We start from the raw sequence: 25,117 nt of genomic DNA, 5'->3' as shown, positions 1-25,117 counted from the left end.
TCAAGGTAAAATTATGAATAATCCAGGAAAAATACTGGTAATCATAAATAAAAGATGGTATTATATTAACGTTAAAGGCGCTTAAGTGTCTTTTGAATACGATATGTAAGTTTGGAGGGTCAAACAGATGCGTGTACACATTACATTAGAATGCACAGAATGTCATGAACGGACATACTTGTCAAGCAAAAATAAGCGTAACAATCCTGATCGTTTGGAGCTTAAAAAATATTGCCCACGTGATCATAAAGTTACATTACATCGCGAAACAAAATAACAACAGGAAAAGTTCCTGTTGTTTTTTTCTATAATCATAAAGGAGTTTGTTAATGTTCTCTAAGGAATACATGCGCAAACAACAATTAAATAAATTAACTTCACAGGCTGGTCGATGGGAAAAAACAGCTAGTGAATTACAGATCTATCAGAAATTATTATCTTCCGCTGTTTGGCAGGATGCCAATGTCATTGCTATTACACTCGGTGAGCCATTAGAGTTTGATACAAAACCTCTGATCGTTGCGGCTCTTCACAGTAAAAAAACTATTGTGGTTCCTAGAACATTATCCGGGCATCGTTTGCAATTTTGTCGACTTGATGCTGCTACTCAAATTGTGAGATCGAATTTTGGAGTGTTGGAACCAGTAGAAAGTTCAGTAGTAGTTGAACCTGCACGAATTGACCTCGCAGTAGTCCCTGGACTTGCATTTACCTCTAAAGGGGAAAGATTAGGCTTTGGTGGTGGATTTTATGATCGCTTTTTAGCCGAATATCATGGAGCCGTGATCAGCTGTGCGGAACCTGCGCGCTTCTACTTAGGTACAAAGTGGCAAGTGGACGCAAATGACCAGGCTATCGCAAACATTGTTACCACTTCAGGGTGGTTTTCTTTAAAGCAGGGAAGAGGTTAGAATATGACACGTAAACAACGACCATCTGCTACTTATTTTTTGATCATTATTAATATTATTGTTTATTTGCTAATGACCGTGGCAGGTGGAAGTGAGAATACTAATGTTCTAGTGTTTTTTGGTGCAAAGGTCAACCAATTGATCGGGCAAGGAGAATGGTGGCGTTTGTTTACCCCAATGTTCATTCACATTGGATTGCAACACATCGTTTTGAATATGGTGACACTTTATTTTATTGGCATACAGATCGAGGCAGTTTTTGGTAAATGGCGTTTTGTGATCCTTTATTTGATCAGTGGTTTAGGTGGAAACATTGCCAGTTTTGTTTTCAGTCCGAGCATTTCTGCTGGAGCATCAACATCTATTTTTGGTTTGTTTGGTGCTTTTTTGATGTTGGGTGAATCTTACCGTCAAAATCCGTATATTAGAGCCACAGCCAAACAATTTTTGATCCTAGTAATTTTAAACTTGGGTCTAGGATTTACTGGGATCGACATTGCCGGTCATATAGGTGGGTTGTTAGCCGGCTTTTTAACGGCTTATGTTCTAGGTACTCCTAACCTGGAAAAAATTCCAACTAACAAAAAAATCTTGGCTGGAGCAGCCTTAGTAATTATATATGGAATACTTGCTGTAGCCGGTTTCAAACAGTACTAATTTCCGCTATAATAGAAAGGGTGATTCTTTTTGAAGACTCTGTATGATGTACAACAATTGTTAAAACGTTTTGGGGTCTTTGTCTATGTTGGTAAACGTTTGTGGGATATTGAACTAATGGCCTTGGAATTAGATCATTTACGAGAATCTGACGTGATCGATAAAGAAACTTTTATCAAAGCTAAATTAGTTATCGAACGTGAACATAGAATTGAAGAACAACGCGAGCAAGAAAAAAATAAAAGTTAGCAGGAGGAACAAGCTGATGGACAAAAAGTTGCTTGGAATTGATTTGGGAGGCACTACGATCAAATTTGGGATCTTAACTACTGAGGGTGAGATTCAGCAAAAATGGAGTGTTGAAACTAATATTTTGGATGATGGAGCACATATTGTTCCAGATATTATTGAATCGATCAATCATCATCTTGCATTATACAATATGGATAAGGATCAGTTTTTGGGTATCGGTATGGGTACCCCCGGAACTGTTGATTTAGAAGCAGGAACGGTTGTTGGTGCATACAACTTAAATTGGAAGACTACTCAAAACATTAAAGAAGAGATCGAACGCGGTACAGGGATCAGTTTTGCTGTAGATAATGATGCTAACGTTGCCGCTTTAGGTGAACGTTGGAAGGGTGCCGGAAATAATTCTGACGAAGTGGTTTTTGTTACACTGGGTACTGGAGTTGGCGGTGGCATTATCAGCAATGGTCAATTGCTTCACGGTCAAGGTGCCGCAGGAGAGATCGGTCATATAAATGTCCATCCTGGTGGTTATCTCTGTACTTGTGGGGGTCATGGATGCTTGGAAACATATACGTCAGCTACTGGTGTTGTGCATATTGCGCGAGATCAAGCAGAAGAATTTGCTGGTGATTCAGAATTGAAACGTTCCTTAGATAATGGTGCAGATATTACCTCTAAGGATGTTTTTGATCTCGCTAAACAAAATGATTCTTTAGCTTTGCGCGTTGTTGATGAAGTATGTTACTACTTGGGCTTTGCATGTGCTAATATTGCAGCCTTAACTAATCCAGAGTACATTGTGATCGGTGGCGGTGTATCTGCTGCAGGCGATTTCTTGTTGACCAGAGTTATCAAAAACTTTGAAGAATTTGCTTTTCCAACAGTCAGAGATTCAACTCATTTAAAATTGGCTGAATTAGGTAACGATGCTGGTTTGATCGGTGCTGCATCATTGGCTTTAAAGTTTAAATAAAAATAATTAGAGGCAATAAGGGTGAAGGGAGTTTTATCAGTGTTTGTTTTAGGTGATTTGTCAGTTATGGCTTGGATCAATATAGTATTGATCTTAATTTTAGTTTGGCTGTTTGGCGGACAGTTTTATACTTATTTTATCGGGAAACGTCATGCAACTATATTAACTAATGAGGATTTTAAAAAAGGTATGCACCGAGCACAAATAATTGATGTTCGTGAACCAAAAGATTTTAAGAAGGGGCACATTTTAGGTGCTAGAAATATGCCGTTTTCACAGTATAAATTATTTAAAGATAGCTTACGTAAAGATATGCCAGTGTATTTGTACGATGATACTAAGACAGTTGCACCACGTATGGCATCTAAATTACACAAAAATGGTTATTCTGACCTTTATATTTTGAAATCCGGCTTTGATAAGTGGGACGGAAAAACTAAAAGTAAAGGTTAATAGTTGAATGCAAGTCGAGGAAATGAGTTTAGCAATAAAAGCTCATTTCCTTTTTGCTTAAAAAGATATCAGGAATAATAGCAAAAAAGTTAGCTCAGGGAGTGAAAAAATTTGGCGCAAAAAGTGTTAGTGATCGTGGGGCCAACGGCTGTTGGAAAAACGGACCTTTCAATCAAATTAGCACATTTATTTAATGGTGAGGTTATTTCAGGCGACTCGATGCAAGTGTATCAAGGTTTAGATGTTGGGACAGCCAAGGTGACAGAGCGTGAAATGGATGGGATCGATCATCATCTTTTGAATATTTTAAAACCAGACCAGCCTTTTTCAGTAGCTGATTTTGTGGATAACAGTGAAAAAGAAATCAAAAAGATTGCCACAAAGCAGCATTTGCCGATAATTGTAGGTGGAACAGGTTTGTATATACAAGCTTTGCTAGATGGTTTTAATTTAGGAAGCCCGGATACCCCTGTAGGCCAGGATATCAGAAAAGAATTAGAAAAATTCGCTGTGTCGCATGGCAACAAAGCTCTGTGGGACCGCTTGGAAAAAGTTGACCCTAAAGCTGCCCAAAAAATACCAGTCAACAATGTGCGCCGTGTGGTTAGAGCTTTAGAAGTTTATTTGCAAACAGGAGAATTATTTTCAAAACAAAATGATGTCGGATCAAGAAAATTAGATCCATTAATAATCGGACTAAATACAGACCGAAAATTATTATACGAGCGGATCAATTCGAGAGTCGAGCACATGATGGATGATGGATTATTACCAGAGGCACGTCAGCTTTATCAAGATGGCGGTGGTGAGCTGCCAGCAGGAAAGGGTATCGGTTATAAGGAACTTTTTCCTTTTTTTGCAGGAGAAGCAGAACTTGAGCAATGTGTTGAACTGATCAAAAAAAATTCACGCCATTATGCAAAACGGCAGCTAACCTGGTTTAGAAATCGAATGAATGTTTCGTGGTTTGATTTAGTACAAAATCCGCAAGAAATAGCAAAGATAGAGCAGATAGTTACTGAATGGATAAAATAAAACTATGTGTATCAAAAGTCTATCCAAAAAAGTAAAGTTTAACTTTGGTATAGTTGAAAAAATAGAAATAAAAAAAGTTAAAAGTATTAAAAATATGAGTTTAGCTCTTATAAATCAGGAATTATTTTCGTGTTATAAAATATGACATAAAATATTGACAAGCTTTGGACTACTTGATATTATGGATGAGTAGTTTCGGGAGGAATTTTATGAAAGAAAAAGAGTTAAGGCGCTCACTTTCAGTCTTACCGATCGGAACGGTAATGAAATTGACTGATTTGTCTGCGCGACAAATTAGATATTACGAGCAGCAAGGCTTAGTGATCCCTGAGCGTAATGAAGGTAATCGGAGAATGTATTCACTTAATAATGTGGATCAATTACTTGAGATCAAAGATTATTTAAGCGAAGGGATAAATATGGCTGGAATCAGACACATTTATGAACAGCAAAAAGAACGTGAACACGCAAAACAAGAACAGATGCAAAAGTCATTGACTGACACGGATGTTCGGCGTATTTTACGTGAAGAAATCAAAGCTGTTGGTGGATTGGCTGACCGAGCTGATAAACTTTCTGTCCATAAAAAGAAACTGTAGGTCAAAAACAAAGGAGTATGCAAATGGCTAAACCAACGTACACTAAAGATGATGTTCGCCGAATTGTTAAGGATGAGAATGTTCAGTTTTTACGGTTAATGTTTACAGATCTGTATGGCACGATCAAAAATGTTGAAGTTCCAGTTAGCCAGTTAGACAAGTTGTTGGATAACAAAATTATGTTTGACGGTTCTTCTATAGATGGTTTTGTAAGAATTGAAGAAAGTGACATGTGGTTGTACCCAGATCTGTCAACTTGGACTATCTTACCATGGGGTAGTGAGTACGGTAAAATAGCTGGGGTGATTTGCGAGGTATATAATTCTGACCGGACACCTTTTATGGGCGATCCACGAAACAATTTGATCAGAGTTTTGCGTGAAATGAAAGATCTGGGCTATACTGATTTTAACATCGGGACTGAACCTGAATTTTTCTTATTTAAGCTGGATCCAACTACGAATGATCCGACTACTAAATTGAATGATCAGGGAAGCTATTTCGACCTAGCTCCCGTTGACTTAGGCGAAAATTGTCGGCGCGAGATCGTTCTTGAACTTGAACGTTTAGGTTTTGATGTTGAGGCCTCTCACCATGAGGTTGCTCCTGGCCAGCATGAAGTAGATTTTAAGTATGCTGATGCTTTACATGCTGCTGATAACATTCAATTATTCAAGCTTGTAGTGAAAACAGTAGCACGCAAACATGGCTTACATGCAACCTTTATGCCAAAGCCATTAACCAGTATTAATGGTTCTGGAATGCATGTTAATATGTCATTATTCAATGACAGTGGAAACGTCTTTTACGATGCATCTGCTGAATCTGGACTTTCAGAAGACGCGATGTACTTTTTAGGCGGATTATTAAAGCATGCTCGTAATTTTACGGCCATTACTAATCCGATCGTTAATTCATATAAGCGGTTAGTACCAGGCTATGAAGCACCTGTTTATGTGGCTTGGTCAGGACATAATCGTTCTCCTTTGATTCGTGTACCAGCCGCACGTGGAGGTTCAACTCGTTTGGAATTACGCAGTGTTGATTCAACTGCTAATCCATACTTAGCCGTTGCAACTATTCTGGAAGCCGGACTAGATGGTGTACGTAATAAAATCGAACCCCCTAAACCAATCGACCGGAACATCTATGTTATGACGGAAGAAGAGCGACATGCGAATAATATTGTAGACCTTCCTTCTACATTGCATAATGCATTAAAAGCATTGAAAAAGGATGATGTTATTTTGAATTCTCTTGGTGAACACTTAGCTGCAAGTTTTCTTGAAGGTAAGCGAATCGAATGGGAAGCATATCGCCAGGATGTTTCACAATGGGAAAGAAAACAATATTTCGAACAATATTAATTATAAAATGTCGTAAAAAAAGCAACTCATTTAAATGAGTTGCTTTTTTTTAGGATGTTTTTTTTAATTTGAAAGGATAATCGCTTGAACTTGCTGTTCTGATCGTTGATTTAAAACTACCACTGATGGAGATCGCAGTGATTTGTTTTTTGAAAATAATGCGGATCAATTTACGATTTTCTAATGAATGAATCGATCTGAAATTCAGGCATTGAAGGAATTTGTTCTTGTTCTAAGACTTGTGCTGGATCGAAAAATGTATTCCATTTTGTTAGTAAAAGTTGAAAATAGAAAAAGGCCTTTGCTCGTAAGAGTGCAATGAAATGATATTTCATGTTTTTACCTCCTGATTTTTAAAAACATTTCTAAAAATAATAAAGCGATCGGTTGAACATTTGTTTGCTTACATTTACCATTATAGAACAAAAGTTCCCGAACGCAAGTTCAAAGTTTTGTTTTTCGCAAATATTTCTTGTTGTTCTAAAAATGTACATTCGCTCATCATTTAAACATATTATTTTCCGAGAGATGTTATAGACTAGTTTTTGAAAAAATCATGAGAAAAATAAAATTTTCTTGCCATTTCTTGCTTGTCGTACTTGAAAAAAATAAGTAAAAAGTGCATGATAGAAGGTAAATATTTATTTGAGGAGTTTTAGTGCATGTCTAAAAGAGGAATGTTGATCGTGCTTTCGGGCCCATCTGGAGTGGGGAAGGGAACCGTTAGAAAAGAGATCTTTTCACAACCAGGAAATAATTTTGATTATTCAATTTCAATGACTACCAGAAAGATGCGTCCAGGAGAGGTCAATGGTAAGGACTATTATTTTGTCTCAAAAAAAGAATTTGAAAATGAGATCAAAACTGGCGGAATGCTTGAATATGCACAGTACGTTGACAACTATTATGGAACACCTTTAAAATATGTGAATGAGATGTTAGATGCCGGTAAGGATGTCTTTTTAGAAATTGAAGTCAAAGGTGCAATGCAAGTTCGAGAGAAAGTCCCGGACGGTTTATTTATTTTCTTGACCCCGCCTGATTTAATGGAATTGCGGCAAAGGATCGTTCATCGCGGTACTGATGACTTAGAAACCATCGATAAGCGAATGCACCAAGCTGTGGGTGAAATAGAAATGATGCAGAATTATGATTATGCTGTTGTTAATGATCAGGTCCCAACTGCGGCTGAAAAGATCAAAACTATTATCCGAGCTGAACGTTGGCGTGTAAAACGTTTCTTACCAGACTATAAAAAACAATTAGGAGATGCTTTAAAATGATTTTATATCCTTCAGTAGACAAGCTATTAGATCAAGTAGATTCTCGTTACTCATTGGTGATGCTGGCTGCTAAACGTGCACATGAACTTGATGATGGAGCAATGCCTTTATTAGGTGAATATACTTCTGAGAAAAATGTTGGACGTGCTTTAGAAGAGGTCGAAGCTGGCGATTTAAAGATTTCTGATACTAAAAAACAATAGATTCTTTTTATCCAGTGTTCATTACTTTTGTTTGGGTTCAGGTTGTTGTCCCCATTAAAGTAATGAACACTTTTTTATTACAGGTAAAATTGATACAATAAAGGGTAATATCGATCAGTGAAAGGAACGAAGAACGTGAGTAAGAAACATATTGCTGTGTATATTACTGGTGGGATCGCGGTTTACAAGGCAGCACAGGTGGTGCGATCCTTCATCAAAGCGGGGTTTGAGGTCAAAGTTGCAATGACAAGTGCCGCCCAAAAGTTTGTAACTGCGCAAACTTTTGAAGTATTATCGACTCATCATGTTTATACCGACCATGTGCCAACAGAGGATCAAGAATTTGTACCGCATATCGCGCTCGCAGATTGGACGGATATTGCTGTAGTTGTACCAGCCACAGCTAATATCTTAGCGAAAATGGCGAACGGTCTTGCAGATGACTTTGTATCTACGGCGATATTAGCCACACGCGCTCCTAAATTTGTGATACCTGCTATGAATGAAAATATGTGGCAACAAGTTTCAACTCAAAGAAATGTTCATACATTAAAAGACGATGGTGTGAGTGTCATGTTTCCAGCAACTGGGTTTCTTGCCGAAGGCTATAGTGGTCGAGGCAGAATGCCAGAACCGGAAGAAATTTTTCATTGGATCAGCGAAAAAATCACTGTTAAGCAAGATCTTGCTGGCGTTAATCTTTTAATTTCGGCTGGTCCGACGGTTGAAGAAATCGACCCAGTCAGATATTTGACAAATCATTCAAGCGGTAAGATGGGATATGCTTTAGCTCAAAAAGCAGCTGATCGCGGAGCAAATGTGACCTTAGTCAGTGGGCCGACTCAGTTGTCTAAACCAAGTGGTGTTGCAGTAATAGACATTATATCTGCCAAAGAATTACAGCAAAAAGTTAAGGAAAAATTTGAGCAAAACGATGTGGTTATTATGGCGGCTGCGGTCTCGGATTTCCATGTGAAACAGATCGCAAAGCAAAAAATCAAGAAAAATGGTCAGAGCATGCATTTGGATCTGGTTGCCAATCCTGATATTTTAGCTGATTTAGGGCACATTAAAACGCATCAAAAGTTAGTAGGATTCGCAGCCGAAACGCAAAATTTAATAGAAAATGGTAATAAAAAATTAGTTAAAAAAAATTTGGATATGTTAGTTTTGAATGATGTCTCTCGCAAAGATATTGGCTTTAATGCAGCCGACAATGAAGTTCGGTTGTTAAGACCAAAAAAGGAACCTAAGTTGATCGCAAAGACCAGTAAAGACAAAATTGCAGATGAGATCTTGGACGAACTGACTAGTTTATAAGATGTAAAGAGGGGAAAGACGTGAGTGAACAATTTGCCGAGGTAATAGTTGATGTGCCTTCAATGCAAACCAATCAACCATATACTTATGCCATACCGACAGAATGGATAGGTCAAGTATTTCCCGGAATGCGTGTCATTGTGCCTTTTGGAAAAAGAAAAATTTTGGGATTTACCACCAAGATCCTTTCTAAACGACCAGGTGTTTCTTTTAAAATCAAAGAAATCGAGGAAGTCTTAGACCTAACTCCAGTTTTAAACACCGAAATGTTAGAAATGGCGAGTTGGTTGGCTAAGTGGACATTTTCATTTAAAATTTCATGTTTACAGGTCATGCTTCCAGCAGCTATGCGTGCTAGCTACAATAAAACGATCAAACTGACTAGTACAGACGTTTCAGAAGAGGTCAAGCAGTTGTTCGATGAACAAAATGAAGTAAAATTTGACAGTAAAGAATTATCAGCGGATGTTTTTAAAAAACTTTCAAAGCTCAGTCGCGAAAAAAAAGCAGAAGTTATTTATCAAGTTCATGACCGTGCACGCACAAAAAAAGTTACAGTGATCAAAAGTCTGTTAAATACTCAAGAGGTCCAGAAACAAAAAGAATTGTTACGGGTGAACGCAGATAAGTTACGGCTCTTATTAGATTTTTTAGGAAAAATAGGTTCACAAATTTTGACACAAAAAGATGCCATAAAAAAAACGGGTTTGTCAGCGGCTGTCTTCACACAGGGTGAAAAAAAAGGCTGGTTAAAAAAAGAAAAAGTCGAGAAATATCGTGATCCTTATCGCGATGCTGAAATTAAAAGAACTAAGCCTAAGCAATTGAAAGCTGCTCAACAAAAGGCGGTTGAGCGGATAGATCACTCAATAGTTCAGCAGCAAGATAAAGTTTTTTTACTTCAGGGGGTAACGGGCAGCGGCAAAACAGAAGTTTATCTTTATACGATCGCATGCGCCTTAAAAAATAAGCAAACAGCTTTGATGTTAGTGCCTGAAATTTCTTTGACTCCGCAAATGGTGCGCAGGGTCAAGTCTCGTTTTGGTTCAAATGTTGCTGTGTTGCACAGTGGTCTGTCTGAAGGAGAAAAATATGACGAATGGCGCAGGATCGAAAGAAATGATGCTACCGTGGTGGTTGGCGCTCGTTCGGCTGTGTTTGCGCCATTAGAAAATATTGGCATTATCATCATGGATGAGGAACATGAAACCAGTTATAAGCAAGAAGATATGCCAGAATATAATGCCCGTGATGTCGCCATCAAACGGGGATCATGGCATCATTGCCCAGTTGTTTTAGGAAGTGCGACTCCTTCGTTAGAATCGCGTGCAAGAGCACAGAAGGGAGTTTATGAATGGCTCCGTTTGGATGAACGAATCAACGGACAGCCATTGCCTGAAGTTCAGTTGATCGATATGAGACAAGAATTAAAAAGAGCACCAGCCGTTGATATTTCAACACCACTGTTAGATGCGATCAAACAGCGCCTTGAACAAAAAGAACAAGTTGTGCTAATGCTGAATCGGCGCGGATATTCTTCCTTTATTATGTGTCGGGAATGCGGTTTTGTCCTAAAATGCCCTAACTGTGACATATCATTGACACTTCATATGGATTCGCACTCTATGAAGTGTCATTATTGTGGACATGAAGAACCGATCCCTCGAACTTGTCCTAGTTGTCAAAGCAAGAAAATCCGCTATTATGGGACTGGGACAGAAAAAGTGGAACAAGAATTGCAACAATTGCTGCCTGAAACAAAGATCTTGCGAATGGATGTTGATACCACAAGACGTAAGGGTGCTCATGCCAAACTATTACGTCAATTTGGAAACAAAGAAGCTGATATTTTATTAGGAACACAGATGATCGCCAAGGGATTAGATTTTCCGGATGTAACATTAGTCGGAGTACTAAATGCAGATACATCTCTGAGCTTACCTAATTTTCGTTCGGCTGAACGAACTTTTCAACTTTTAACACAGGTCAGTGGTCGTGCAGGTCGAGCTGATAAACTAGGTCAGGTCGTCATTCAAACATTCAATCCAAAACATTATGCCATTCAGTTAGCGAAAAAACAGAATTACGAGAAGTTTTTTGGGATCGAAATGAATATGCGCCATCGTGGCGGTTATCCTCCGTATTTCTTTACTACCCAGATAGTAACAAGCGGACCTAACGAAGCAGATGTAGCCAAGAAGATGTTTGAGATCGACGGACAATTAAAACAAGTATTATCCTCACAAGCTGTTATTCTCGGGCCAACGCCAAAACCTATCATGAGAATTAATAATCAGTTTTATTATCAATTAGTCATCAAGTATAAAAAAGAACCGGAGCTGGATGCATTTTTGGAAGATTTACTGTTGAATAGTCAAAAAGAGGCTAGACAAAAACTCAAACTAAAAATTGATCGAGATCCGATCGATTTTATCTAAAGTAATTATATTTTATAGAAATTAAGGATGTGGATGTATGACTTCAATCGTTTTTATGGGAACGCCGCAATTTGCAGTTCCAGTATTAGAGGGGTTATTAAAACAAGCTTATGATGTTAAAGCAGTCGTTACGCAGCCCGATCGCCCCGTAGGAAGAAAACACCGTTTAACTGCTTCTCCTGTTAAAGAAGTTGCTGTGAAAAATAATATCGAAGTACTGCAGCCGGAAAAAATCAGTGGCAGTGAAGAAATGAAGCGTGTTATTGACCTTGCGCCTGACTTGATCGTGACCGCTGCTTATGGGCAATTTTTACCCAGCAAGTTATTGAATAGCGCAAAAATTGCAGCAATCAACGTTCATGGCTCTTTATTGCCTAAGTATCGTGGCGGTGCTCCGGTACAATATTCGCTAGTGAATGGTGATGATAAGACTGGTGTCACCTTGATTTATATGATCAAAAAAATGGATGCGGGAGAAATGCTTGGTCAAGCAGAATTACCGATCACAATGAGTGATGATACTGGAAGCTTATTTGAAAAATTAAGCTTTTTAGGCCGTGATCTGCTGCTAGCAAAATTACCTGCATTGATCGCGGGTAACTTAAACTCAACTCCACAAAATGAAGATGAAGTTGTTTTTGCACCAACGATCAAACCTGAAGAAGAACAACTCTTACTTTCACTGACTGCTGAACAGATAGACTGGAAGGTCCGGGCACTACGTCCAGCGCCGGGTGCATTTTTTGAGAACTTTGCTGGTAAACGGACAAAATTGTGGAATGTTGATCCTCTTGAAAAAAGAACCGAACAAGCAGCAGGGACGATCATTGAAGTTACCAAACATCAATTAACGGTTGCTGCGGCTAAAGGTACGGTCTACCAGATCAATGAATTACAACCTGCAGGCAAACAACGTTTAACTGTGACCGACTATTTAAATGGATTGAACCAGAAGCTAGAAAAGGGGCAGGTTTTGATCTCAGATGACAAGTAAAATAAAAAATAGTGCGCGCTATCTCGCAGTAAATGACTTAACTCGGATCGAAAAAGAAAATTCCTATTCGAATAAGGTTGTTGACCAAACTGTAGCTGCTGGTAAGCTTGTGGGCCGTGATATAAATTTATATACTAATTTGGTGTATGGAACGATTCAAAATAAGCTAACTTTGGATTTTTTTCTGAAGCCTTTTTTAAAAAAGCCTAAGAAACTTGATCTGTGGGTCAAAGAGTTATTAAGGATATCTGTGTACCAGCTTGGGTATCTGGACCGTATACCTGAACATGCAATTTTTAATGAGGCGATTGAGATCGCTAAACAAATGGGTCATGAAGGAACGAGAAGATTTGTGACTGGAGTTTTACATGCTGTTTCGCGTCAGGGATTACCAAAAATTTCTGAGATCAAAGATCCAGTTGAAAAGTTAAGCGTGCAGACGAGTACACCTCGCTGGTTGGTTGATAGGCTGCTAATTGAATTAGATCCTAAAAAAGTTAGCTCTTTGCTTCAGTCAACTTTAAAAACACCTGCCCAAAGCGTTCGTGTTAACAACAAGATCAGCGACCCAAAAGAAGTCCAACAAATCTTAAAAAGCGAGGGGTTTGATGTTTCACCGAGTCGGGTTTCGCCAGCTGTTTTATTAGTGCAGGGCGGCTTTATCCCGCAAAGTAGAGCATACAAAGCCGGCCAAGTTACTGTTCAAGATGAAAGTGCGAGCTTGAGTGTTGAATCTATGAATATTCAGCCAGATGATCAAGTCTTGGATATGTGTGCTGCACCAGGAGGAAAAACAACACAAATTGCGGAACATTTAAATGATAACGGACATGTTGAAGCACTTGATATCCATAAAAATAAATTACGTTTGATCCAAAGAAATGTAGACCGGATGCATCTCAGCGAGAGTGTAACAACAAGAGCATTAGATGCTCGAAAAAGTCCTGAAAAATATTCTAGAGAGACTTTTGACAAGGTATTGGTTGATGCTCCCTGTTCTGGCCTGGGTTTATTACGACGCAAACCTGAGATCAAATATGAAAAAAGTTTGGCAGATACGACCAAGTTGGCTCAGGTCCAATTATCGATCTTACAAGCTGCTGCTCCATTAGTTGCCAAGGGTGGTCAGTTGACTTATAGTACTTGCACTATTATAAGCACTGAAAATCAAGCAGTAGTTGATAAGTTTTTGACTGCAAATCCAGATTTTGTACAAGTCAAAACAACAACGAAGTATCATTTAAAAGACGAACGTCAGTCTTTATCCTTGACGATTTACCCGGACGACTATGATTCGGATGGCTTTTTTATTGCTACTCTTTTTAAACAAAAATGAGGTGTGAGAAGTGAAATATTCCTATTTAAGTGACGTTGGACGCTCCAGACAGAAAAATGAAGACTTCGTTGGTTTTTTTACAAATCAAGTTGGAGTTTCTTTAGCAATCGTTGCTGATGGCTTGGGAGGGCATCAAGGAGGAGAAGTTGCATCTGAAATGGCTGTTTCTAATATTGGCTACGAATTCGAACAGACTAGTTTTGAGATGCCTAATGATGCTTATTCTTGGTTACAAAAACAAGCAGTGTCGGAAAATAAGAAGATCTTACATTCTGCCGATCAAAATGATTCTTTAATGGGAATGGGCACCACATTAGTTTGCGTGGTTATTCTTAAAAAAAGATTATTGATTTCAAACATTGGCGATAGCCGGTGCTACCTTTTCAACGAAGGACGTCTAACTCAGCTGACAGAAGATCACTCGTTAGTCAACGAGATGGTTAAAAATGGACAGATCAGCAAAGAACAGGCACGTATCCACCCGCAAAAAAATATCATTACCAGAACTTTAGGAGTTTCGAAAGATGCGCGCTTAGATCAGAAATTGTGCGAAATAGTTCCGGGGGAGCTGCTTTTATGTACTGACGGTTTGACGAATATGGTCGAAGACGAGCAGATCGCTGCGATCCTAGGACAAAAAAAGTTGAGTTTGAAAGAAAAATGCCAGCAACTGATCAAAGCTGCTAATCAAGCAGGCGGTGCTGACAACATCACTGCTTTATTGATTTCCTTTGAAAATAAGGAGGTCAGTTAATGGAAACAGGTTATGTTTTGAATGGTCGCTATAAGATAGTCAATGTCTTGGGCGAAGGAGGCATGGCTAATGTTTATGTTGCCTATGATCTGATACTTAAGCGTTCTGTTGCGGTTAAATTGTTACGCTTAGATATGCGTGATGATCCTACTGCTGTGCGAAGATTTCAAGGCGAGGCCATGTCTTTAACAGAATTGACCGATCCTCATATCGTTATGATCTATGATATTGGTGAAGAAGATGGTAACCAGTATCTTGTAATGGAATATGTGAAAGGGATGGATTTAAAGCAGTATATCAAACAAGAATATCCCTTTTCATTAACTAGAGTTTTAGAAATCATGCAGCAGATACTACAAGCCGTTGGTGACGCTCATCAGCATGGCATTATCCACCGGGATCTTAAACCGCAAAATATTTTGATCGACCAAGAAGGAAATGTAAAAATAACTGACTTTGGGATTGCACTTGCGGTTTCTTCCTCTACATTGACTAAAACAAATACTGTTATGGGTTCCGTGCATTATATTTCTCCTGAACAAGCGCGGGGCAGCATTGTTACCAAGCAAGCTGACATTTATTCTTTGGGTATCATTTTGTTTGAAATGTTGACTGGGCATGTGCCTTATCGTGGCGAAAATGCTGTTTCGATCATTATGAAACATTATAAGGAAGCAATGTCTTCAGTTAGGCAAGAAGAACCCAATGTTCCTCAAGCATTGGAGAATGTAGTATTTCATGCGACTGCTAAAGACCTAAGAGATCGTTACACAACGGTTGAACAAATGGCCGGGGATCTACGGACTTGTTTGTCTCCAGGCAGGGCAAATGAAAGTAAATGGCTGCCTTCATTTGAAAATGATGATGAGACTAAAGTGTTGTTACCTCCCTCAGATAGTGAGTTGTCTGACAAGGATCAGTCTCTTGCAGATGAAGGCTTTGACCAAGATCAAATTAGCAAAAAAACAAAGAAAAAGTGGAGTAAAAAGAAGAGGTGGCTCTTTGTTTTGAGTTTTTTGCTGGTTCTTTTAGTAGGGACTGGACTTTCTTATGCTATGATCCCCAAAGATACTTCTGTGCCGCAATTGAAGGGAATGACGACTTCTGAGGCTACTGAAAGTCTAAAAGATGCTAATTTAAAACTCGGAAAGGTCACCAAAAAGTACAACAATACTTATTATTTTGGTCAAGTTATCAGAACGCGGCCTAAAGCCAAAACAGAAATCAAGGAGGGAACTTTAGTAGATGTAGAGATCTCCAAAGGTCCTAAAAAAGAAAAATTTGGTGATTATACAGGGCAAAAATACTCTCAAGTTAAGAAAGAATTGAAAAAAAGGGGAGTCACCGTTCAATCTGAAAAAGTCTTTTCTCAAAAGATACCGAAAGGTGAGATCAAATCTCAAAGTATCTCTGCTAAAAAGAAAGTAGTAATGGGTGAAACCGCTGTTACTTTCCAGGTTTCCCAAGGAGCAAAGAGTTTTGAATTACGTGATTTGTTGAATTATACGCTAAAAAGCGCGCAGGACTATGCTGACGAAAAAGGGTTGACTTTGAATGTGACCCGGGAAAATTCTGATAAATATGACGAAGGTATCGTTATGCAACAAGAACCTGCAGCAGGAACTGTGCTTAATCAGGGAGATACTATTAGTGTTACGATCTCTGACGGTGCGAAAGAAGAATCTTCGGCAGAAAGTTCGTCATCTTCCTCATCATCCTCTTCTTTAGCGGATAGCACCTCTAAGTTTGCTGTGTCTGTTAAGCTCCCGTTTGAGGAAACCAATCAGGGAAAAAGCAACAAGGTTCAGATCTATATTTCAGATAAAAGTCATCAAATAAAAAATATTTATCAAACTTTAGATATTACTGGTGATCGTGAGGTTCAAATCCCTTTTGAATTAGAAGATGGGAAAAAAGGTGCTTACAAAATAGTACGTGATGGTCAAGTGATCGAAGAAAAAGACGATGTAACCCAAGAATAATATTGGCGACTCTATTGGCGGGCGCGCTCAGCCAAATTCGTAGTTGATTTGTTTGAGGTGACTAAGAAAGGCAGGAAGCAATTTGGTTAAAGGACAGATAATCCAGTCATTAAGTGGATATTTTGATGTACTGGCTGATGAACGGATATACCGAACTCGCGCTCGGGGAAATTTTCGTAATAAAAAAGAAGTTCCTTATGTTGGAGATTGGGTAGAATTTAAAGCCGATAATGAACGTGAGGGCTATCTGTTGAAAATTTTAGAACGAAAAAATAGTTTAGTCAGGCCGCCGGTCGCAAATGTTGACAGGGCAATCGTAGTCACTGCTTGTGTGGAACCAAAATTATCGACTAACTTGTTAGATCGGCAGTTAGCATCTCTGCGCAATAATAATATTGCGCCTATGCTTTATTTTTCTAAAGCAGATCTTCTTAGCCAAGATGAGAGGGAAAAATTAGTTAAGTTGGTTGATTATTATCAGCAGTATTTTCCATGTTTTATTTTTTCTAAGGAGGATCCAAAAGAGATAAAAGATGATTTTTTGGGACAAGTCAGTTCGGAAGTGATCGTAGTTATGGGACAGACTGGAGCTGGAAAGTCTACGTTTTTAAATCTGATCGCTCCTGGATTAAATTTAAAAACAGCAGAAGTTTCCAAGGCTTTAAGCAGGGGAAAACATACTACCAGGCGTGTTACTTTACGACAAATTCAAAACAACTTGATTGCGGACACGCCCGGTTTTTCTTCATTTGAAATACTGGATGTTAGCAAAGAAGAATTACCACTGTTGTATCCGGATTTTGTTGCTTTGCAAGATAATTGCAAATTTCGCGGCTGTTTACATCTCAAAGAACCCCAGTGTGCTGTTAAAGCAGCCTACGAAGATGGAACGATTTTAGCAAGCAGGTACGAGAACTATGTGCAATTTCAAAGTGATATTGCAAAAAGAAAACCAAAATATAATTAAAAGTGGGTCAGTTTTCTTTGAGCTTGTTGAAAGATATACTATAATATTTTGGTTAATTATTTTAATGAGGTGATAGTATGAAAATTGCTCCATCGATTTTGAGTGCAGATTTTGCTAATTTGGCACACGATGTTGAAGTAGTTGAAAATGCAGGTGTTGAATACTTGCATATTGATATAATGGACGGCCACTTTGTTTCTAACTTGACTTTTGGTGCTAATGTAGTCAAAGCATTGCGATCACATTCAAATTTAGTCTTCGATTGTCACATGATGGTTGAAGACCCAGAGAAATATGTCGCTGATTTTGCTCAAGCAGGGGCTGACATCATGGGTGTCCACGCTGAAGCTACGCCGCATCTTCACTCTGTATTGTCATTGATTAAAAGCGCTGGAATGAAAGCTGAGGTTGTGATCAACCCAGGCACACCAGTCAGTATGATCAGTGAAGTTTTGCCAATGGTTGACCAGGTCCTCGTAATGACGGTCGATCCTGGAATGGGAGGCCAGAAATTTTTAGCCGAAACAATGACTAAGGTCAAACAATTAGCTGATGCCAAAAAGAAAAATAATTTAAACTATGATATTGAGGTTGATGGCGGCTTGAATGATCAAACAGTTAAACAAGCTCTGGCTGCCGGAGCGAATGTTATAGTTGCAGGGTCGTATATTTTTGGTGCTGATGTTCCTGCTGATAGTATTACTGCGCTCCGGAAAGGCAGCGAAACTCACATATGATCGTAAACCTATTGGTCGGAGGACCAGTTTCCGATTGGCCAGATGACCTTGCAGATCATTTAAGGCAAGCTGCAGACGATGAGGTTTGGGTCGGAGCCGACTATGGAGCAGTCAGGCTCGTTAAATGCGGAGTTAAGCCGGTCCTAGCAGTGGGTGATTTTGATTCATCGATGGCTGAAGAGATTCAGTTAGTTAAGGAAAAAGCGACTAAAAGTGTGATACGACCAAAAAAAGAGGATGTTACTGATACGATGTTAGCCTTGCGCTATATCATCCAGGAGCTGCAATTCGATAAAATTGTGATCTATGGAGCTACTGGTGCACGGCTAGATCAATTATTGAGTAATTTATTCTTTGTTTTAATGCCCGAATTTAAACCTTACTGTGAACAGATCGAATTAGTCGATAAGTGGAATACGGTTAAATTTCATTTGCCGGGAACTCATCGACTGGCTAAATTATCGACAACTCATTATTTGGCTTTTGTCTGTTTGAATGCAGTGGCTGACTTACATTTGTATGATGCTAAATATCAATTGGATGGAGTTGACTTTGCTGAGCCGATCTCATTATCAAGTAATGAATTTGTCGGTAATACAACCAGTTTTTCTTTTCAAAGCGGCGTTGTTTGTACGATCCAGTGTCATGATTAATATCAAAATGTTGCGTTAACAAAAAGACGGTTCTTGAGACCTTCTGCTCCTTATATTAGAGCAAACGTCTCAAGAGCCGTTTCTTTTTGTGGTTCGCTAACATTTGGGTATAAAAAAAGGACACCGATGAGGGAGTCCATTTTTAAGAGTTAAACACGTTTAACTTTACCGGATTTTAGGGCACGAGCAGAAACCCAAACTCTCTTAGGCTTGCCGTCAACCATGATACGAACTTTTTGCAAGTTTGGCTTCCAGCTACGATTTGTTTGGTTTAAAGCATGTGAACGCTTTTTGCCAAAAGTAGTTTTACGGCCAGTAATATAATCTTTTGCCATTATCAATGTTCCTCCTTAATCTCTTTACAGCGAACTAAGTTGCTTTACTCACTAAACTAAATTATCATAATAAGAGGGTAATTGCAAGATTTTTCTGTAAAGTAAAATCACTTGGCAGTCAATTAATTTGCAAGATAGACTTTGTCTCGCTAAAATTAAGTAGTTTGACTTCTGTGATATTTAGTGTAAGCGACTGATCAAGCAGATGTTCAAAGTAAAGTTATTTACTACACAGGGAGCTTGCCTTATTATAAAGCCTGTTTTGTCGAGCAAGTAAATCCGAGCTTAGTTTGGATTTGACAAATTCGTATGATAAAATAATAAGTGATTGTCTATCAATAGCAAGGAGGCTGTTTTTATGGCTGTAAAAATTCAGAACCAATTAGGCAATATTGACATTAGTAATGATGTGATCGCAACTGTTGTTGGTGGAGCGGCGACGGAAATTTTTGGAATTTTCGGAATGGCAAGTAAAAACCAGATCCGTGACAATTTAAACGAGATATTAAAGCGTGATAATTATTCAAAGGGTGTAGTAGTCCGCCAAGAAGATGACGGTATTGCGATCGATGTCTATATTATTGCGGGGTATGGGACAAAAATCTCAGAAGTTTGTCGCAATGTCCAAGATAAAGTTAAATATAATTTACAATCAATGCTTGGATTGAAGGCTAGATCCGTTAATGTTTTCGTTCAAGGCGTTAAAGTCATTGAAGACTAAACGCGGCCAAGGAGGAAGTAAGATTTGAAAGTTGTAACGATTACTGATAAAGAATTTCGGAAAATGATAATGGCTGCTTCTAACCGTTTAAATAATAATGCCGAATTTATAAATTCTTTAAATGTTTTTCCTGTTCCGGATGGAGATACCGGGACAAATATGAGTTTGTCATTTGCAAGTGGAGCTCAGTATGTCAAAGAATCCACTTCAACAAAAATCGGTGAATTGTCATCGGCTTTAGCAAAAGGGCTATTGATGGGAGCTCGAGGAAACTCGGGTGTGATACTTTCTCAAGTTTTCCGGGGTTTTTCAAAAAGCACTGCTAAAAAACAGACTTTGTCAGCCCAAGACTTAGCTGATGCGATCTCTAGTGGTGTTGAAACGGCCTATAAGGCAGTGATGAAACCTACTGAAGGAACGATTTTAACTGTTGCACGTAAAGCCGCTGAAGCTGCACGTGCACGCGTTAAAAATTCTGATGATTGCATTCAAGTGCTTTCTGATACGTATGAAGCTGCAAAGAAAGCCTTAGCTCAAACACCTGAACAGTTGCCGGTTTTAAAAGAAGTTGGGGTAGTGGATTCAGGCGGACAGGGCTTAACTTTCGTTTATGAAGCATTTTTTGATGCTTTGAGCGGTAATGAAAGTGTAGAAGCAGATAAATATCAACCTTCAGTTCAAGAAATGGATGAAATGGTCAATGCCGAACATCACAAGAGTGTTCAAAGTAAGCTGAATACTGCAGATATCAAATATGGATACTGTACAGAAATTATGGTGCGTTTAGGTGATGGACGCTTGGTTGACTCTAAATTTGATTATGACAAGTTTCGTGAACATTTAGCAGAAATTGGCGATTCACTACTGGTCATTGCCGATGACGAAGTAGTAAAAGTTCACGTGCATACTGAACATCCAGGAGATGTCTTGTCTTTTGGTCAAAAGTTTGGTTCACTTGTCAAAGTTAAATTAGATAATATGCGTCTTCAACACGAAACTATTTTGGAAAAAGATGATCAACAACAGGAACAAGCAGAAGAGGAAATTCCTGAAGTCGATACCGGTGATTATGGGATAATTTCGATCAGCTCTGGAGCTGGTTTAGCTAAAATGTTTAAGAGCTTGGGTGTTACTGAGATCCTCGATGGTGGTCAGACAATGAATCCTAGTACAGAAGACATTGTTGCGGCAATCAAAAAGACTCACAAAGAAAAAGTTCTTGTTTTACCTAATAACAAGAATATCTTTATGGCAGCCCAGCAAGCTGCTGAAGTCAGTGATGCTTCTGTTGGTGTTGTGAAGACTAGGTCGATCTCTCAAGGATTGACAGCAATGTTATCATTTGATGCAAGTTCAGATCTTACTGATAATGTTGAGATGATGACTGAAGATCTTGACACGGTCATTTCTGGTGAAGTGACCCAAGCAATCAGGGATACGACGCTTGATGGTCAACAAATCAATAAAGATGATTATATGGGAATAGTTGATGGAGATATCAGCGTTACTGGTAAAGATCTTTATCAAACAACTCTGTCAATGGTCAAAACCATGCTTGAAGATGATAGTGAGATAATCACAATTATTATTGGTGAGGATGGTGACCAAGCAGAAGCTCAAAAGGTCAAAGAGGCTGTTTTAGCTGATAATGATGAACTTGAAATTGAAATTCATGAAGGCGATCAACCACTATATCCATATTTGATCTCTGTTGAATAGTATTTAGCTGATTGATTCAAAACGAGTCGATCAGCTTTTAGTGATTAATAAAGAGGACGTTTACTTTTGTAGAATATAACAGTGACCGGTCATACTGTTCGCTGTTTTAAAAACGATAATTTTTGCATAACGGAAAGGGTGAGTAATGTGGATGAGCGTAGTCTTTTGATTCCTGTTTCAGTGTTGAATGGTGCAGGGCCTAAAAGGATCACTGCTCTAAACAAATTGGGGATCAGCACGATCGAAGACCTATTAACCTTTTACCCTTTTCGCTACGATGACCTAAGTACTAAGGAATTAGATGAGATCGCAGATCAGGAAAAAGCTACGATCAAAGGAACGGTAGCTTCTCAACCGGTCTTGGCTAGATTCGGCAGAAAAAAGAGTCGGTTGAATTTCCGTTTTCTTGTCGGACAAGATGTGCTAATGGTCACTTTTTTTAACCAGCCATATCTTGTTTCACGTCTTGAAACTGGGCAAGAGGTCGGTGTTTATGGCAAGTATGATGTCAAAAGACAAAGAGTGACGGGCATGAAACTTTTTACAGCTGACGCTAATGATGACTTTACTGGAGTTTATCGGTCGTCTAAAGAAATAAGACCTAATACGATCAAAAACCTAGTCAAATTAGCTTACGAGCAATATGGCGAATTAATAGCTGATATTGTTCCAGACTCATTACGTAAAAAGTATCGTTTGGAGTCTCGGCAACAAATGATCCATGATATGCACTTTCCTGCCAGCAAACACGCCGCTGATCTCGCACGAAGATCCGCGATCTTTGAAGAATTTTTCCGTTATCAAGCTGGACTGCAATTCATGAAAAGTAAAAATAAACACGCTAATGGTGAAGTTATTGCTTACGATAATGATTTATTAAAAGAGTTCATCGCTAAATTACCGTTTGAATTGACTAAGGCTCAAAAGAAAGTGGTCAATGAAATATGCAGTGATATGCATCACTCTTTGCATATGAATCGGTTGTTACAAGGCGATGTTGGTTCAGGGAAGACTGTAGTTGCTGCAATTGCCATGTACGCAGCAGTAACGGCAGGTTTTCAATGTGCTTTGATGGCTCCAACTGAGATCTTAGCCGAGCAGCATGCTGAGAAATTAGCAGAATTATTTGCACCGTTACGGGTAAACGTTGCTTTATTGACCAGTTCTTCTACTAGCAGAACCGCACAAAAAAAAGAACTATTGAGTCATTTAGCAGACGGAGAGATTCAAATTGTGGTCGGGACGCAGGCCTTGATTCAAAAGGATGTTATTTTTCATAACTTAGGTTTTGTGGTGATCGATGAACAACATCGTTTTGGAGTGGAACAACGTAAAATTTTGCGATTAAAGGGAAATGATCCTGATGTACTTGCGATGACAGCGACTCCGATCCCGCGGACCTTGGCTATTACGAGTTATGGCGAAATGGATGTTTCTATTATTGATGAGCTGCCCAAAAATCGTAAACCAATCAAAACTGATTGGTTCTCTAAAAAGCAAGTTAATGAGGCTATCAATTTTTTAGCTCAACAAGTCGCGGTTGGAGCTCAAGCATTTGTGGTCTCTCCATTAATTGGGGAGTCTGAAATGGTCGAATTGCAAAATGCTCAAGAAGTTTATCAAAAAATGAGTTCATTGTTTGAGCCTAAATTTAAAGTAGGGTTACTTCATGGTCAACTAAAGAGTCAAGAAAAAGATCAGGTCATGCAAGATTTCAAAGATAAGAAGTATTCTATTTTAGTATCTACGACAGTAGTTGAAGTTGGGATCGATATTCCTAATGCGACTGTAATGTTAATTTTAGATGCTGATCGTTTTGGTTTGGCACAGCTTCATCAATTGCGCGGCAGGGTCGGGCGCGGTAGTTCTCAGTCATATTGTATATTGATTGCAGATCCAAAAAATGATTATGGCAAAGCGCGGATGGAAACGATGGTGCAAACTAATGACGGTTTTTTGATCGCACAAAAAGATTTAGAATTGCGAGGGCCGGGTGAAGTCTTAGGATCGAAACAAGCGGGTCTACCTGAGTTTAAAGTTGGCGATCCAGTTGAAAATCTTAATATTTTACAAATCGCGCAGCAAGAAGCGCATGCAATCATCAATGCTCCGGATTTTGAGAGAAAGACGGAAAATGCTGAATTGATCAATTATTTGCGCAGAAGAATAGTCCAGCCAGCGGGATTCGATTGAATTTTTAGATGTAAAATGAGCACAAGCATAAAAAATTTGCTATGATTAACTGATCAGCAATCTTATGCATAATTCCTGAAAGGATGATAAATATTGAAAATAGCTGTAGATGCAATGGGCGGAGATAATGCGCCACAAACCATCGTTGAAGGTGTTGAAACAGCACGAGATGAGTTTTTAGATGTCGAATTCGTGTTATATGGTGATCGGGCTCAGATCGATCCTTTGATCCATAATACTGAAAGGATCACGCTTGTACAGGCGGATGAACAAATAGATATGAATGATGAACCTGTTCGTGCTATTCGACGGAAAAAGAATTCATCAATGGTCATGGCTGCCACTGCAGTTAAAAATGGTGAGGCAGACGCGTTGTTTTCATGTGGGAACACCGGTGCTTTATTGGCAGCAGGTTTATTATTGGTCGGTCGTATCAAGGGGATAAGTCGTCCTGGCTTGGTTTCAACTTTACCTGTGGTCAGTTCTGATAACGAATCATTCAATTTATTAGACAGTGGGGCTAATGCTGATAGTAAGGCAGAACAGCTGTATCAATATGCTCTTTTGGGCAAATATTATGCTACCAGTGTTCGTGGGATCAAGGAGCCGCGGATCGGTTTGTTAAATAATGGTACCGAACCACATAAGGGCAGCAAGTTGAACTTGGAAGCCCATAAATTGATAGCAGCTGACAAGTCGATCAATTTTGTTGGGAATGTTGAGTCACGGGATCTTTTAGACGGTGTTTGTGATGTTGTTGTCGCAGATGGTTTTACGGGCAATGCCGTTTTAAAAGCAATTGAAGGCACGGCATCTTCTGTGATGCACTTGTTAAAAAATACGATCATGAATGCAGGAGTTTCAGGTAAACTAGGTGCTTTGTTATTGAAGTCCAGCTTGGGACAAATCAAGAGTAAAATGGATCAATCTCAATATGGTGGAGCAGTTTTGCTAGGAGTTAAGGCGCCAGTTGTTAAAGCGCATGGCGCAAGTGATGGTAAAACTGTCTATTATACCATCAAGCAGATCAAAAGCATGATCGATGGGCAAATGCTGCCAAACTTTACGGAGTATTTCTCAGCCCAACAAAAACAAGCACAGGCAAGCGACTCGGAAAATGCTGAAAAATAGCATCAGATGAGATGCAAGAAAAATATTAGACTTATCTTTTCTGAAGTTTGATATTTCTGATGTACTGGACAATTTATCTAGAAAAAGATAAAATTATAATACTG

At 38.9% G+C, this 25,117-nt stretch carries 26 protein-coding genes; 24 read left to right on the top strand and 2 right to left on the bottom strand.

The annotated features are described in order from the left end of the window. The first annotated feature begins 127 nt into the window (after positions 1-127). From rpmG to glnA, 9 genes are all read left to right on the top strand, one after another. Positions 128-277, top strand: coding sequence for a 50S ribosomal protein L33 (rpmG, locus tag FC65_RS00275; RefSeq protein WP_010496280.1), 150 nt, complete (start codon positions 128-130; stop codon positions 275-277). 52 nt (positions 278-329) lie between these two features. Continuing rightward, a complete protein-coding gene (locus FC65_RS00270; RefSeq protein WP_056971072.1) occupies positions 330-911 on the top strand; it encodes a 5-formyltetrahydrofolate cyclo-ligase in 582 nt (193 codons plus the stop codon). 3 nt (positions 912-914) lie between these two features. Continuing rightward, the gene (locus FC65_RS00265) at positions 915-1,568 is read left to right on the top strand and encodes a rhomboid family intramembrane serine protease (protein WP_010496270.1); all 654 of its coding nucleotides are present in this window, start codon (positions 915-917) and stop codon (positions 1,566-1,568) included. Positions 1,569-1,598: 30 nt separating this feature from the next. Next, a complete protein-coding gene (locus FC65_RS00260) occupies positions 1,599-1,817 on the top strand; it encodes a YqgQ family protein (protein ID WP_010496269.1) in 219 nt (72 codons plus the stop codon). Positions 1,818-1,833: 16 nt separating this feature from the next. Further along, positions 1,834-2,793 carry an ROK family glucokinase gene (locus FC65_RS00255; RefSeq protein ID WP_010496268.1) on the top strand — a complete coding sequence of 320 codons (960 nt, stop codon included), beginning with the start codon at positions 1,834-1,836 and terminating at the stop codon, positions 2,791-2,793. A 66-nt stretch (positions 2,794-2,859) separates the two neighbouring features. Continuing rightward, entirely contained in the window at positions 2,860-3,246 is a 387-nt protein-coding gene (locus FC65_RS00250) for a rhodanese-like domain-containing protein (protein WP_035631068.1), read from the top strand. A 111-nt stretch (positions 3,247-3,357) separates the two neighbouring features. Continuing rightward, positions 3,358-4,281, top strand: coding sequence for a tRNA (adenosine(37)-N6)-dimethylallyltransferase MiaA (gene miaA / locus FC65_RS00245; RefSeq protein WP_010496266.1), 924 nt, complete (start codon positions 3,358-3,360; stop codon positions 4,279-4,281). A gap of 209 nt (positions 4,282-4,490) precedes the next feature. After that, positions 4,491-4,880, top strand: coding sequence for a MerR family transcriptional regulator (locus FC65_RS00240; protein ID WP_056971070.1), 390 nt, complete (start codon positions 4,491-4,493; stop codon positions 4,878-4,880). Between the two features lie 23 nt (positions 4,881-4,903). Then, complete coding sequence (glnA, locus tag FC65_RS00235) at positions 4,904-6,247, top strand: type I glutamate--ammonia ligase (RefSeq protein ID WP_056971068.1); 1,344 nt, start codon at positions 4,904-4,906, stop codon at positions 6,245-6,247. A 170-nt stretch (positions 6,248-6,417) separates the two neighbouring features. On the opposite strand, the gene FC65_RS11730 is transcribed toward glnA, so the two are convergent. Then, entirely contained in the window at positions 6,418-6,582 is a 165-nt protein-coding gene (locus tag FC65_RS11730; protein ID WP_156408548.1) for a hypothetical protein, read from the bottom strand. Between the two features lie 327 nt (positions 6,583-6,909). On the opposite strand from FC65_RS11730, the gene gmk reads away from it, so the two are divergent. From gmk to FC65_RS00180, 11 genes are all read left to right on the top strand, one after another. Next, the gene (gene gmk / locus FC65_RS00230) at positions 6,910-7,530 is read left to right on the top strand and encodes a guanylate kinase (RefSeq protein WP_056971066.1); all 621 of its coding nucleotides are present in this window, start codon (positions 6,910-6,912) and stop codon (positions 7,528-7,530) included. Beyond that, positions 7,527-7,733 (top strand): DNA-directed RNA polymerase subunit omega, encoded by a 207-nt coding sequence (rpoZ, locus tag FC65_RS00225; protein ID WP_010496254.1) that lies wholly within the window; start codon positions 7,527-7,529, stop codon positions 7,731-7,733. Before gmk ends, rpoZ begins: the two co-directional genes overlap by 4 nt. Before the next feature lie 135 nt (positions 7,734-7,868). After that, positions 7,869-9,053, top strand: a complete 1,185-nt coding sequence (gene coaBC / locus FC65_RS00220; RefSeq protein WP_056971063.1) for a bifunctional phosphopantothenoylcysteine decarboxylase/phosphopantothenate--cysteine ligase CoaBC — start codon at positions 7,869-7,871, stop codon at positions 9,051-9,053. Between the two features lie 20 nt (positions 9,054-9,073). Continuing rightward, positions 9,074-11,491: a primosomal protein N' gene (gene priA, locus FC65_RS00215; RefSeq protein ID WP_268872463.1), complete on the top strand. Its 2,418-nt coding sequence runs from the start codon at positions 9,074-9,076 to the stop codon at positions 11,489-11,491. Positions 11,492-11,528: 37 nt separating this feature from the next. Then, positions 11,529-12,485 (top strand): methionyl-tRNA formyltransferase, encoded by a 957-nt coding sequence (gene fmt / locus FC65_RS00210; RefSeq protein ID WP_010496246.1) that lies wholly within the window; start codon positions 11,529-11,531, stop codon positions 12,483-12,485. Continuing rightward, positions 12,475-13,821, top strand: a complete 1,347-nt coding sequence (gene rsmB, locus FC65_RS00205; protein WP_056971061.1) for a 16S rRNA (cytosine(967)-C(5))-methyltransferase RsmB — start codon at positions 12,475-12,477, stop codon at positions 13,819-13,821. The genes fmt and rsmB overlap by 11 nt, the downstream gene beginning before the upstream one ends. Before the next feature lie 10 nt (positions 13,822-13,831). Next, positions 13,832-14,575, top strand: coding sequence for a Stp1/IreP family PP2C-type Ser/Thr phosphatase (locus FC65_RS00200; RefSeq protein ID WP_056971060.1), 744 nt, complete (start codon positions 13,832-13,834; stop codon positions 14,573-14,575). Further along, on the top strand, positions 14,575-16,557 hold the full coding sequence (gene pknB, locus FC65_RS00195) for a Stk1 family PASTA domain-containing Ser/Thr kinase (RefSeq protein ID WP_056971058.1): 1,983 nt from the start codon (positions 14,575-14,577) through the stop codon (positions 16,555-16,557). Before FC65_RS00200 ends, pknB begins: the two co-directional genes overlap by 1 nt. An 82-nt stretch (positions 16,558-16,639) precedes the next feature. Further along, a complete protein-coding gene (gene rsgA, locus FC65_RS00190; RefSeq protein WP_056971056.1) occupies positions 16,640-17,524 on the top strand; it encodes a ribosome small subunit-dependent GTPase A in 885 nt (294 codons plus the stop codon). 77 nt (positions 17,525-17,601) lie between these two features. After that, positions 17,602-18,261: a ribulose-phosphate 3-epimerase gene (gene rpe, locus FC65_RS00185; RefSeq protein ID WP_010496227.1), complete on the top strand. Its 660-nt coding sequence runs from the start codon at positions 17,602-17,604 to the stop codon at positions 18,259-18,261. After that, on the top strand, positions 18,258-18,914 hold the full coding sequence (locus tag FC65_RS00180) for a thiamine diphosphokinase (protein ID WP_056971054.1): 657 nt from the start codon (positions 18,258-18,260) through the stop codon (positions 18,912-18,914). Before rpe ends, FC65_RS00180 begins: the two co-directional genes overlap by 4 nt. A gap of 149 nt (positions 18,915-19,063) precedes the next feature. On the opposite strand, the gene rpmB is transcribed toward FC65_RS00180, so the two are convergent. Next, positions 19,064-19,249, bottom strand: coding sequence for a 50S ribosomal protein L28 (gene rpmB / locus FC65_RS00175; protein ID WP_010496223.1), 186 nt, complete (start codon positions 19,247-19,249; stop codon positions 19,064-19,066). A 358-nt stretch (positions 19,250-19,607) separates the two neighbouring features. Here rpmB and FC65_RS00170 point away from each other — a divergent pair, with 358 nt between their 5' ends. The 4 genes from FC65_RS00170 (at position 19,608) to plsX (ending at position 25,013) form a co-directional block, all read left to right on the top strand. Further along, positions 19,608-19,970: an Asp23/Gls24 family envelope stress response protein gene (locus FC65_RS00170; protein ID WP_056971053.1), complete on the top strand. Its 363-nt coding sequence runs from the start codon at positions 19,608-19,610 to the stop codon at positions 19,968-19,970. Between the two features lie 24 nt (positions 19,971-19,994). Beyond that, entirely contained in the window at positions 19,995-21,689 is a 1,695-nt protein-coding gene (locus FC65_RS00165) for a DAK2 domain-containing protein (RefSeq protein WP_056971051.1), read from the top strand. A gap of 147 nt (positions 21,690-21,836) precedes the next feature. After that, positions 21,837-23,882 carry an ATP-dependent DNA helicase RecG gene (gene recG / locus FC65_RS00160; RefSeq protein ID WP_056971050.1) on the top strand — a complete coding sequence of 682 codons (2,046 nt, stop codon included), beginning with the start codon at positions 21,837-21,839 and terminating at the stop codon, positions 23,880-23,882. Between the two features lie 93 nt (positions 23,883-23,975). Further along, a complete protein-coding gene (plsX, locus tag FC65_RS00155; RefSeq protein WP_056971049.1) occupies positions 23,976-25,013 on the top strand; it encodes a phosphate acyltransferase PlsX in 1,038 nt (345 codons plus the stop codon). The last annotated feature ends 104 nt before the right edge of the window (positions 25,014-25,117 follow it).

The organism is Ligilactobacillus acidipiscis DSM 15836 (assembly GCF_001435755.1).
Lineage (GTDB): Bacteria > Bacillota > Bacilli > Lactobacillales > Lactobacillaceae > Ligilactobacillus > Ligilactobacillus acidipiscis.
Note: the sequence above shows the minus strand (reverse complement) of the source record. Positions and strands in the feature narration are given on the sequence as shown.